Origin of the sequence: Rummeliibacillus sp. TYF-LIM-RU47, assembly GCF_008638315.1 — a bacterium.
GTDB classification, from domain to species: Bacteria; Bacillota; Bacilli; order Bacillales_A; family Planococcaceae; genus Rummeliibacillus; species Rummeliibacillus stabekisii.
The window spans coordinates 1,459,583-1,471,706 of record NZ_VVIR01000001.1; the positions used below are offsets into that span (position 1 = coordinate 1,459,583).

The window sequence follows — 12,124 nt, forward strand, 5'->3', positions numbered from 1 at the left end:
TAGGGGTGGAGCACAATGAAAGTAACAAAGGAAAAATTAAAAGACTTAATCTCAACAAAACTTCATAAAGCTGGACTCACAGAAGAGCATGCCAATGGGGTTGCGGACGTTCTTGTTCATGCTGATGCTAGAGGCGTTCATTCACATGGAGCTATGCGAGTTGAGTATTATGCCGAAAGAATCGCTAAAGGCGGAATTAATAATGAACCTAACTTCAAGTTCGAAAAAACAGGTCCTTGTACTGCTGTTTTTGACGGCGACAATGGGGTAGGTCATGTAGCTGCTAAGCTAGCTATGGATGAAGCTATCAAAATGGCGAAAGAAAACGGCATTGCTGTTGTTGGTGTTAAGAAAATAAGCCACAGTGGGGCACTTTCTTACTTTGTGGGGCAAGCAGCACATGAAAATTTAATTGGAATTTCTGTTTGTCAATCTGATCCTATGGTTGTGCCATTTGGCGGAGCGGAACCTTACTATGGTACCAATCCTATTGCCTTTGCTGCTCCTGGTAAAGATGGAGACCAAATCACATTTGATATGGCTACTACCGTTCAAGCTTGGGGAAAAGTTTTACATGCACGTTCAAAAAATGAACCAATACCTGAAACTTGGGCAGTAGACAGCAATGGTGAACCTACAACTGATCCATTTAAAGTTAATGCATTATTGCCTATTGCAGGTCCTAAAGGCTATGGTCTTATGATGATGGTGGATGTGCTTTCAGGTATCTTGCTGGGCCTTCCATTTGGCGGCAAGGTGTCTTCTATGTACCACGATTTGACTGAGTATCGTAATCTTGGCCAATTGCATATTGTCATTAATCCAGATTTCTTCACAACTTTAAGTGCATTCCAAGAAGGCATTTCTACTACTATGCAGGATTTGAATAACATAAAACCTGCACCTGGTTATGACAAAGTTTATTATCCAGGACAAAGAAGTGCTGAAAGAGTTAAGAAATACGAAGAAAATGGCATTGAAATTGTTGACGATATTTATGAGTACTTAACTTCAGATGTCATTCACAATAATGCATATGACCATAAAAATCCTTTCGCGGAATAAAGGATGAATAAGGGGCAATTATTTGCCACCCTTATTACAAAAGCAAATTTTATAAAGAGGTGCATAACAACATGCTTCATACAATTATTAAACAGAACTCCTACCAGGATTCAGTAAACTTAATGCTTCTCACAAACAAACTTTCTACAATGGAAGGCGTTAATAAAGTCCAAGTAATGATGGGGACTCCTGCGAATAAAGATATTTTCAAATCATCAGGTCTATACTCTGAAGATCTTGAAAGAGCAGCTGCAAACGATATGTGTATCGTTGTCGATACAGATGCAGACGAAAAAATCGAAGAAATCCTTGAAGAGATTGACACTTATTTAAATAACCAATCTATCAACAACAGCAAAGAAGAATTCCAAACAGTAAAAACTTGGGATAAAGCAATGAAAGCTTTGCCAAATGCAAACATGGCTCTTATTTCTACACCAGGTCAATACGCTGCTGAAGAAGCTGACAAAGCACTTGATAACGGTTTGCACGTTTTAATTTTCAGTGACAACGTAACTGTTGAAGACGAACGTCGCCTAAAAGAAAAAGCACATGATAAAGGATTGCTTGTTATGGGTCCTGACTGCGGTACATCTATTGTTTCAGGTGTTCCAGTTGCATTTGCTAACGTTGTAAAACCAGGCAACATCGGTATCGTTGGTGCTTCTGGTACTGGTATCCAAGAAGTATCTGTACAAGTCGATCGTTTAGGCGGAGGCGTTTCTTCTGCTATCGGTACAGGTGGACGTGACCTTTCAGATAAGATTGGTGCAATTACAATGTTGGATGCAATCAGAGCATTGGCTAACCACAAAGATACAGAAGTTATCACAATGATTTCTAAGCCACCAGCAAAAGAAGTGCGTGATGAAGTTGTTGAATTGCTACAAAGCGTTTCAAAACCAGTAGTTGCTATCTTCTTAGGTGAAGAACCACACAACCATGAAGGTAACATCTACTATGCAAATACACTTGAAGAAACTGCAGCTATCGCAGTAGATCTTGCAAGTGGCAATACAGTTAAACCTAATTACTATGGTGCAGCTATTGAAGTTCCATCTGTGAACCTAAATGCAGACCAAAAAACAATTAAAGGTTTATACTCTGGCGGTACATTAGGTTATGAAGCTGCTACTCTTATCAGCAGAGGCCTTGGATTGGCTCAAAGTGGTCATCATGATGAAGGGTACTTATTAAGTGCAGATGGATTTGAAGTAGCTGACCTTGGTGATGATATTTATACACAAGGTAAACCACACCCAATGATCGATCCAGATACAAGAATTCAATTCTTCAAAAAAGCTGCAGAAGATGACTCAACTGCAATTATCTTATTCGACGTTGTACTTGGTTATGGTTCTCATGAAGATATGGCAAGCGCTTTGGTTCCTGGTATCCAAAAAATTCAACAAGAAGCAAAAGCAAAAGGCAAAGAAATTTACTTTGTTGCAACTGTTTGCGGCACTAACCAAGACCCTCAAGATATTGCTGATCAAAAAGCAAAACTTGAAAGTGCTGGCGTTATTCTAAGAGACAGCAACAACCAAGCTGTTCGCACTGCACTTGGCATGCTTGATATTCAAATTGAAGAAAAAGATAAAGAAGTGGTTGCTGGTAAAGAAACAGCTTCAAAAGACTTCACTGTTTCAGAAGCAATTGAAAAATTATTGAAAGAAAAACCAAGCGTAGTCAATGTTGGTTTGAAAAAATTCACAGAAGCAATTACTGCTAATAATGGTAGAGTTGTTCAGTTCGACTGGCGTCCAGTTGCTGGCGGAAATGAAAGAATGCGCAAAGTATTAAGTGTTCTTCGTTAATCTGCTTAAGTAAGAGAATCAAAAAATGGAAGTACAGTTCTTGAAATTGGAGGAAAAATAGTATGTACGGACAATATAATACAATCGATGAAGCTAACCGCGCCGTGTTAGATAAAATTGTTGCAGGTGCACCATTCTTATTAGATGTGGTTCCAGCGAAATCAGTTATTGAAGAATTAAACGGAAAGGTCTTGCTTCATGCAGGCCCTCCGACTAAATGGGAAAACATGCCAAGCCCAATGCAAGGTTCTTGCGTAGGTGCTGCATTATTCGAAGGCTGGGCATCTAATGCAGATGAAGCTTTCAAAATGTTAGAAAACGGTGAAGTAGAATTCATTCCTTGCCACCACGTAAATGCTGTTGGACCAATGGGCGGTATCACTTCTGGAAGCATGCCTGTTCTAGTTGTAGAAAACCGTGACGGTGGAAACCGTGCTTATTGCACAATGAACGAAGGTATCGGTAAAGTTCTTCGTTTCGGTGCTTACTCTGAAGAAGTAACAAATCGTCTAGCTTGGATGAGAGATGTTCTTGGACCAGTTCTTTCTAAAGCTCTTAAAGAAACTGAAGATGGCATGAACATCAACGTAATGATCGCTAAAGCTATCACAATGGGTGATGAATTCCACCAACGTAATATCGCTGGTTCACTTATTTTCTTAAAAGAAATCGCTCCTTATATCTTAAAAACAGATGCAAGCGAAGAAGAAAAACAAGCTGTAATTAAATTCTTAGCAGATACAGATCAATTCTTCCTAAATATTGCAATGGCAACAGGTAAATCAATTATGGATACTGCTAGAACTATCGAACATGGTACTGTTGTAACAGCTATGTGCCGTAATGGTTACGAATTTGGTATCCGCATCGCAGGTATGGGCGACCAATGGTTTACTGCTCCTGTAAACACACCACAAGGTTTGTTCTTTACTGGCTATTCACAAGACATGGCATGCTCAGATATGGGTGATAGTGCAATCACGGAAACATTCGGTGTCGGCGGTTTTGCTATGATCGCTGCTCCTGGTGTTACACGTTTTGTAGGTGCAGGCGGATTTGAAGATGCACTAAAAACAAGTAATGAAATGCTTGAAATTTGTATTGACCAAAACCCTAACTTCTCTATTCCAACTTGGGATTTCCAAGGTTCTTGCCTAGGAATCGATGCAAGAAAAGTTGTTGAATTAGGAATTGAACCAGTCATCAACACTGGTATTGCACACAAAGAAGCTGGAGTTGGCCAAATCGGCGCAGGTACTGTTCGTGCACCATTAGCTTGCTTCGAAAAAGCAATCGATGCTTATGCAGTTAAATTAGGTCTTATCGACCCACAATAGTCTGATCAAATGATGAAGGAGAGGCATCGTCCTCTCCTTCTTTCTGACAAGAATATTATTATTTTTACTTTAAGGAGAGAAATTAATGAACAAAATTGTTTTAGCAATCGGCGGTAACGCGATTATTAAAGAAGGCCAAAAAGGTACAATTGAAGAACAACAACAAAATATCAATGAAAGCTGTGAACCAGTTCTTAAATTAGTTGAACAAGGTAACACAGTAGTTATCACACATGGTAACGGCCCACAAGTTGGGAATTCATTAATCAAATCTCAAATGGCAGAATCTGTTATTCCTAACTATCCACTTGATGTTTTAGATGCCGAAACTGAAGGTAACTTAGGTTACTTAATCCAACAAGCATTTAAAAACAAAATGACAGAGAAAAACATTAATAAAACTGTTGCAACTGTTATCACTCAATCAGTTGTTTCTCAAGACGATCCAGCTTTTGAAAATCCAACTAAGCCAATTGGTCCTTTCTTTACTAAAGAAGAAGCTGATAGAATTTCTGCAGAAGAAAATGTTAGCTTCGTTGAAGACAGCGGCAGAGGCTACAGACGCGTAGTTGCTTCTCCAAAACCAACTCGCATTGTAGAAAAAGAAGCAATTGAAGCATTATTAGAAAAAGATATCACAGTAGTTACTGCTGGTGGCGGTGGTATTCCTGTAATTGAAGAAAATGGTATGCTTAAAGGTGTAGAAGCAGTTATTGATAAAGACTTTGCAAGTGCTTTGCTTGCAGCTGACATCAATGCTGATTACCTATTCATCTTGACTGGTGTTGAACAAGTAGCGATTCACTTCGGTACACCACAACAACAAAACCTTTTAGAAATGACTATTGATGAAGCATTGCGTTACATGGACGAAGGTCACTTCCCTAAAGGAAGCATGGGTCCAAAAATTGAAGCTGCTATTTTGTTCTTGAAAAAAGGCGGCAAAAATGTCGTAATCACTTCTATCGACAAACTTCAAGAAGCTCTTGAAGGTAAAACAGGTACTCGTGTAACATTATAAAAATTTAAAGTGAAAGCAGGCGGAGAAGAGTTCATATTTCTCCGTCTGTTTTTATTTATCAGTAGCGATATAAAGATAAAAAATGGTATTACAGTTTTGCATGGAATGTATAGTAAAATGAAAAAAATAAATCTATAAAGCCAGGAGTGTTGCTTTTGAAAAAGCAGGATAGCAAGTTCCGATGGGTTGTTTTCACAACCGTTTTAGTTACATATCTTTTAATAGCAAGCCAGCGAACTGCCCCAGGCTTAATAACAGATCAATTGATGGGTGAATTTAGTATACCTGCCTCAACAATAGGCCTTTTGACAAGCATACAGTTTATGGCCTATGCCGGTCTGCAAATACCGGTAGGAATTCTTTCTGATCGATTTGGCCCAAACTATTTTTTGGTTGGTGGAGCTATTGTAAATGGGCTAGGCACCCTAATGTATAGTCTATCTTCTAATGAGTTTTTCCTTTTCTTTGCGAGGTTATTAGTAGGAATAGGTGACGCTACTATCTGGATTAATCTAGTACTCATATTAAGTCAATGGTTCAAGTTGAAAGAATTTGTGGGTTTGCTAGGGCTAGCAGGTATGAGCGGGAGTCTTGGATTTTTATTTGCAACTGTTCCATTTTCATCCTGGATTACTGCTACAGGATGGAGAACTCCATTCTTAACAGTTGGCATATTGCTATGCCTATGTGGGATTCTTCTCTATTTAGTGCTAGTTAAACATCCTAAAAAGATGGAGAAGAGTATTTCTCGAGACACCACACAGTCAATTAAAAAAGAAAAGCCACAGCGAGAAAAGATTTTGATTTTATTGCGCAGAATTTTTACCGAGCGCCAAGCTTGGGCAACCTTCTTATGCCATTTTGGGTTGGTCGGTACCTATGTCGGTTTCATTGGTTCGTGGGCAGTTCCATTTGGAATGCATCTATATGGTATGAGTCGTCAGGATGCGAGCCAGCTAGTCATGATTGGGTTATTTGGAGCAATAATCGGCGCTCCGCTAACAAGCTGGATAACTAGCCGTATAGGTACAATAAAAAGGCCTTATATAATTGTTCAATTGTTTGTCTTTGCATGCTGGACCGCTTTCTTGTTTTTAGGGGGTAAACCTCCCATGGGCATGCTTTATGTACTTTTCTTTATTATTGGATATGGTAATGGAGCGAGTGCATTGACATTCGCCGTGGTAAGAAATTCTTTCGATATAAAAGAAGTGGGCGTAGTATCAGGCTTTGCAAATACGGGTGGTTTTTTAAGCGCTGTATTATTGCCAAGCATTTTTGGTAGTGTTTTAGATCATTTTCATTCGTCGTCTGTAAGTACTGGTTATCAATACGGCTTTATTATACCGGTGATTTTCTCATTAATTGGTGTCATCGGTGCACTTTTGATTCTAGAGAAACGGAAGGACGCTAATGAATCTAACGACATTACCATATAGTTTAGAGTTTTAAAAATAACATCACTTTCGCTTTAAATAACAAATCTATTGACTATAGCTTTGTTATTTGTGATAATAGATTTAACTTAATACTGGTACCTTTAAATCAGTCCAGAGAGGCTGACAAGGACAGCGGAATTGCTTAGAAAAAGTTGGTGTTAGATTATGCCCTTTTTCTATGCTGAAAAAGAGGCTTCTTGTCAGAATTATGGCAAGAAGCCTCTTTTGTTTTCCCTGCAGGTACGATACCAGAGATCCTATTCTCGGTACCAGTTTTAGATTGTTCTAAAACAGGAGGAATGTTTTGTATGGAAAACAAAAAAGTAGACGCAGACTTTTCATTGCAGGCGGTGCCCGCGTCACACCGAAACGGTTTCTTTAGAATGTTGGTAGTAATGCTTGGCTTTACTTTCTTCTCAGCCAGTATGCTCTCTGGAGGAACACTTGGCTTAGGCTTATCAATGAAACAATTTATTGTCATTGTTCTTTTAGGTAATCTATTACTAGGTGCATACACAGGTACTCTCGCTTATATAGCTGCGAAAACAGGTTTATCTACACACTTATTGACGCGTTACGCATTTGGATTAAAGGGTTCTTATCTGTCTTCCTTTATCCTAAGCTTAACCCAAATTGGCTGGTTTGGAGTAGGGGTTGCGATGTTCGCTGTACCTGTTCATAAAGCAACTGGCATAGATACGTATCTTTTAATCATTATCATGGGATTACTCATGACGGCAACTGCCTTTTTCGGCATGAAAGCACTCACGATCTTAAGTTTTATTGCCGTACCTTTGATTGTTATATTAGGAAGCTACTCAGCATGGGATGCAGTGGACATGCTTGGCGGATTTGACGCTCTCATGCAGCATCAGCCAAAAGAAACAATGAGTTTTGCAGCTGCTCTAACAATTTGTGTAGGATCGTTCATCAGTGGTGGTACCTTAACGCCAGACTTTACAAGATTCTCAAATACGAAAAAGACAAGTGTGATCACTACAGTACTAGCTTTCTTTGTTGGAAATACGTTAATGTTCTTGTTTGGGGCGATTGGAGCGATTGCAACAGGGCAATCAGATATTTCAGAAGTGATGTTTTTACAAGGGCTAATCATCCCAGCAATTATCGTGCTAGGCTTAAATATTTGGACAACGAATGACAACGCCATTTATGCATCAGGTTTAGGGATATCTAACATTACAAAAATAAAGAAAAGTAAGGTAGTTATTGTTAACGGCATTGTTGGGACATTTCTAGCTATGTGGCTATACAACAATTTTGTTGGATTCCTCACTATGCTTGGAGCTGCACTACCGCCAATTGGTGCGATTATTATTGCAGATTTCTTTATCGTACACCGAGGCAAGTATAAAGAGTTTGAAACAATGAAATTTAAAGCGTTCAACTGGAATGCAATTGTAGCGTGGGGAATCGGTTTTGTAGCAGCGAAATTCATACCAGGCATACCGCCATTGAACGGGCTTATCAGCGCAGCTCTAATCTATGTAGTGTTATCCCTTCTATTAAATAAGGAAGCGGAATCTACTTCAAGTGTAAAACCAATGACAATCAATGAGGTGAAAGAAGCATGATCATTAAAAATGCGAAGCTTAGAAAAAGAGAAGGATTATGGCAAATCCATATACAAAATAAGAAGATAGTAAAAATAGCTCAAAAAATTGAAAACAACGATCAACAAATTATAGATGTGCAAGGGTGCCTAGTGATTCCTCCATTTATTGAGCCACACATTCATTTGGATACCACATTGACAGCAGGCGAACCAAACTGGAACGTAAGCGGTACATTGTTTGAAGGGATTCAAAGATGGTCGGAGAGAAAAGAATCTTTAACAGCCCAAGATGTAAAAACAAGAGCAAAAACAGCATTGAAATGGCAAATAGCGCAGGGGATTCAGCATGTCCGCACACATGTTGATGTCACAGATCCAGATCTGACAGCACTAAAGGCAATGCTAGAAGTAAAAGAAGAGATGGCGAAGTTTATTGACTTACAGCTGGTAGCCTTCCCACAAGAAGGGATTCTTTCTTACCCAAATGGCTATGAATTGTTGGAAGAATCATTAAAAATGGGTGCTGATGTGGTTGGCGGTATTCCACACTATGAATTTACACGTGAATATGGTGTGGATTCATTAAAAGCTGCCTTTCAGTTAGCTGAAAAATATGATCGCCTTGTTGATATACATTGTGACGAAATAGATGATGAACAATCTCGTTTTGTGGAAGTAGTTGCGGCAGAAGCATACCGCCTCGGAATGGGCAGCCGAGTAACTGCAAGCCATACGACAGCTATGCATTCCTATAACGGAGCCTATACATCAAAGTTATTTAGATTATTAAAGCTTGCAGATATCAATTTTGTTGCAAACCTACTGGTAAATATACACCTTCAAGGACGCTTTGATACTTATCCGAAACGCAGAGGCATTACTCGTGTGAAAGAACTGCAAGAAGAGGGGATCAACGTATGCTTTGGCCATGATGATATATTTGATCCGTGGTATCCGCTAGGTACAGGCAATATGCTACAAGTGTTACATATGGGCTTGCATGTTACCCAACTAATGGGCTATGACCAAATTGTGAATTCAATTGATTTAATCACAAACAACAGTGCAAAAACGCTTGATATAGAAGAACAATATGGAATAGAAGAAGGGAAGCCAGCAAACTTGATTGTATTAGAAGCAGCTAGTGAATACGATGCAATCCGCAAGCAAGCTTCCGTTCTATATTCAATTAGGAATGGTGAAATAATAGCTGAAACAAAGCCTAGAGATACGAAAATCATGCTAGATGGTGTTACAGAGGGAGTTACATTTGATCGATAATATTTTCCTTAAGAGTTTTGAATAAAATTAGATTTTAAATTCATATAAGTATTTTCTTAGAACATAGTACTAAGTAGAGATGAATATATCTAATGATGTGAAGTAGAGACGGCGACTGCTGCGGTAAAAGCTTAAACCGAAAGCACTGCAGGAAAGCGAGATTGAAGCCAAGCCCGCGGAAAGCGCCATCTGGAATGGAACACAAAACTAAATTTTCGTGATAATTTTTCTTAATGAATAGGAATCAAGCAAAATAATAATCAGAAATCGAACTAGTATGAGATTAAATGTCATACTTAGTTCGTTTTTTATTAGTAAAACCTCTTGTGCAAACTCTTTAATTTTTATATGAGTTAAATTAACGCATATAAATAAAACTGCGGTTATTTGTTTTATATTACTTCTTTATTTCTATATTCCCATAAAAGCCCTATCTTCTATATATATTTTTCTAAAAAATAGGTGTATTCATCCTTGTAACAGGGTAGTGACATAATGAGGAAGCATGCTTTTTTATGAAAATTGAGAAGTGATAAGAAAAATCTATCACATGGCTTTGGGGAAATCCAAGTAGTGGTAGGGGTTGAGGGGTACTTACACGAGTAGGTACCCCATTTTGTACCCCATTTTTAAGTATAGAAGGGCCTTAATTGATACTAGTAATCTCGGATAGAACTTTCATTGCTTTCTTTTCATTTTCTTCAAACGAATGAGCATATGTCTTCATGACGGTTTGCGGTGTATCGCCAATAATCTTAGCAATGCTAGTCACGGGTACATTATTCGAAATAAGTATTGAAACAAATGTATGTCTCAAACCATGAGGCGTTATTCTTTTTAAATCGTAATGTTCGGTAACTTGATCCAAAACAATGGATGCTTCGTTTTGGTTTATCGGATTACAATTACGAGAGATAAATACATAATCACTTTCAGCATGTTTCATGCCAAAAGTTAACTTTCTTTCTTTGCACCATACTTTGTATTTCTCAAATTGTGATGCCAAGAAATCAGTAATGTCAATAGTACGAATACTATTATCTGTTTTAGTTGTCCGTTCACCAAAATGATCCCGCGTATGGTTAATGGAAAGCTTTTTGTTTTGCAAGTCGATTTCTGACCAACGTAATGCACAAGCTTCACCTCTACGCATACCGGTACTGGCTAGTAGCAGTATGAGCATATATCTTGTCAAACTAAACTCACGTTTAACACAACTTAAAAGTTTTTGTAATTCTTGTACAGTCAAATAATTACCTTCGAGTTCATTAGCATTTTGTTTAGCTACTTTTGGTAAATCAGCTTTTGACATCTTGTTACGCTGTATAACTTCTTCATCGACAGCTGCATTAATAGCGCCCATAAAGAAACCATGGTACAACTCAATGCTTTTCGCAGACTTGCCCATGTTCGTCAGTTGATCAACGAATTCTTTCTCATATATCCCACGGGTTAACTTGGACATTTTATATTTACCTAGTAGCGGCTTGATATATAGGATAGTGATTCTTTTGTAATTAGCTGCAGTGGACACTTTCCACTTTGCTTGTTGGCGATCCAGATACACGTCCATCCATTGCTCAACTGTAATTTGTTCATTAAGAGCAATTTTCTCTCCACCATTTAATATAGTCGATTTAATTTTAGTTAATGCTCGTTCAGCTTCAACATCTGAATTAAATCCTTGTTTAGATTTTTCTCGCCTTTTTCCTACGTGATCGTAATATTTATATCTATACGCATACTTTTTCTTTTTATCACTATCTTGATACCAATAAATATTTTCTTTTCTAGTCTTTTGTAGTTTCTGTCTTGCCATATCTATGTTCCTCCTTAACGACGGACAGGTACGTTTTGGAGTAGGAACAATAGAAGTTTTCATTCATATTGACTATAGTCATTAGATATTATTGACTATAAATATAGAAATGATTACTATAAAACCAACATAATGATAAAAAGTTATTGAAAATTATCAAACTATTAAATATACTTAAATAGTAAAAGTATGGTATAATGAAATTAAATAAGAACACACGTTCGTGAAAAACAAGGAGATGTTCGCTATTAAAACAAAAGTTGAGCCCCCTAGAAATCAAAAAATCCAGGTAGTAGATTTAAAACTACTATTAGCGAGTATTGTTTTCCAAAAATCGAACACCAAATTTAATGAGAAAATTAATTAGACTGAGATTTAAAGCGCTGGAATTGTATTTGTTCTAGCGCTGCTTTAATTTCTTCGTCAGTTAATTCTTTACCATCAGATACAAACTTATACTTTCCCCTCAATTCAGGAATAGGAATATTATTATCAAGGTCCACTAAAAGCCTGTTGTTTTCATCTATTACTTCATTGGCGCTTTTCATAACTGCATACATAAGTTGGTCTAACGAGACATCAAAAAACTCGCCTATTTTAAGTAATACAGGTACTTCAGGAAATTGCTCTCCCCGCTCATAATGGGATAAAGAACCTTGTGTTATGCCTAATTTCTCTGCTAGTTCCCCTTGAGTCATGTTCTCCCTTTTTCTAAGAGTACGGAGCATGACATCGAATTTTACGTCCTTCAAAAACTCACTTCCTTTCTATA

The 12,124-nt window shown here is 37.9% G+C and carries 9 protein-coding genes; 7 read left to right on the top strand and 2 right to left on the bottom strand.

All coding sequences use genetic code 11. From position 1 onward, the window contains the following. Positions 1 to 15 precede the first annotated feature (15 nt). From allD to F0527_RS07345, 7 genes are all read left to right on the top strand, one after another. Positions 16 to 1,065 carry an ureidoglycolate dehydrogenase gene (allD, locus tag F0527_RS07315; protein ID WP_150284314.1) on the top strand — a complete coding sequence of 350 codons (1,050 nt, stop codon included), beginning with the start codon at positions 16 to 18 and terminating at the stop codon, positions 1,063 to 1,065. A gap of 71 nt (positions 1,066 to 1,136) precedes the next feature. After that, positions 1,137 to 2,882 (top strand): acyl-CoA synthetase FdrA, encoded by a 1,746-nt coding sequence (fdrA, locus tag F0527_RS07320; protein ID WP_066786992.1) that lies wholly within the window; start codon positions 1,137 to 1,139, stop codon positions 2,880 to 2,882. A gap of 62 nt (positions 2,883 to 2,944) precedes the next feature. Further along, positions 2,945 to 4,219, top strand: a complete 1,275-nt coding sequence (locus tag F0527_RS07325; protein WP_150284315.1) for a YlbE family protein — start codon at positions 2,945 to 2,947, stop codon at positions 4,217 to 4,219. An 85-nt stretch (positions 4,220 to 4,304) separates the two neighbouring features. Next, a complete protein-coding gene (gene arcC, locus F0527_RS07330; protein ID WP_066786998.1) occupies positions 4,305 to 5,240 on the top strand; it encodes a carbamate kinase in 936 nt (311 codons plus the stop codon). Positions 5,241 to 5,395: 155 nt separating this feature from the next. Then, a complete protein-coding gene (locus F0527_RS07335) occupies positions 5,396 to 6,679 on the top strand; it encodes an MFS transporter (protein ID WP_150284316.1) in 1,284 nt (427 codons plus the stop codon). A 308-nt stretch (positions 6,680 to 6,987) separates the two neighbouring features. Next, positions 6,988 to 8,271, top strand: a complete 1,284-nt coding sequence (codB, locus tag F0527_RS07340; RefSeq protein WP_066787010.1) for a cytosine permease — start codon at positions 6,988 to 6,990, stop codon at positions 8,269 to 8,271. Next, positions 8,268 to 9,533 carry a cytosine deaminase gene (locus F0527_RS07345; protein ID WP_150284317.1) on the top strand — a complete coding sequence of 422 codons (1,266 nt, stop codon included), beginning with the start codon at positions 8,268 to 8,270 and terminating at the stop codon, positions 9,531 to 9,533. The genes codB and F0527_RS07345 overlap by 4 nt, the downstream gene beginning before the upstream one ends. A 646-nt stretch (positions 9,534 to 10,179) precedes the next feature. On the opposite strand, the gene F0527_RS07350 is transcribed toward F0527_RS07345, so the two are convergent. Beyond that, entirely contained in the window at positions 10,180 to 11,352 is a 1,173-nt protein-coding gene (locus tag F0527_RS07350; RefSeq protein ID WP_190323407.1) for a site-specific integrase, read from the bottom strand. A gap of 359 nt (positions 11,353 to 11,711) precedes the next feature. Further along, a complete protein-coding gene (locus F0527_RS07355; protein ID WP_150284319.1) occupies positions 11,712 to 12,104 on the bottom strand; it encodes a helix-turn-helix domain-containing protein in 393 nt (130 codons plus the stop codon). Between the last annotated feature and the right edge of the window lie 20 nt (positions 12,105 to 12,124).

Coding starts and splice junctions, on each gene's coding strand:
- allD (WP_150284314.1), top strand. CDS start 16: ATGAAAGTAACAAAGGAAAAATTAAAAGACTTAATCTCAACAAAACTT.
- fdrA (WP_066786992.1), top strand. CDS start 1,137: ATGCTTCATACAATTATTAAACAGAACTCCTACCAGGATTCAGTAAAC.
- F0527_RS07325 (WP_150284315.1), top strand. CDS start 2,945: ATGTACGGACAATATAATACAATCGATGAAGCTAACCGCGCCGTGTTA.
- arcC (WP_066786998.1), top strand. CDS start 4,305: ATGAACAAAATTGTTTTAGCAATCGGCGGTAACGCGATTATTAAAGAA.
- codB (WP_066787010.1), top strand. CDS start 6,988: ATGGAAAACAAAAAAGTAGACGCAGACTTTTCATTGCAGGCGGTGCCC.
- F0527_RS07345 (WP_150284317.1), top strand. CDS start 8,268: ATGATCATTAAAAATGCGAAGCTTAGAAAAAGAGAAGGATTATGGCAA.
- F0527_RS07350 (WP_190323407.1), bottom strand. CDS start 11,352: ATGGCAAGACAGAAACTACAAAAGACTAGAAAAGAAAATATTTATTGG.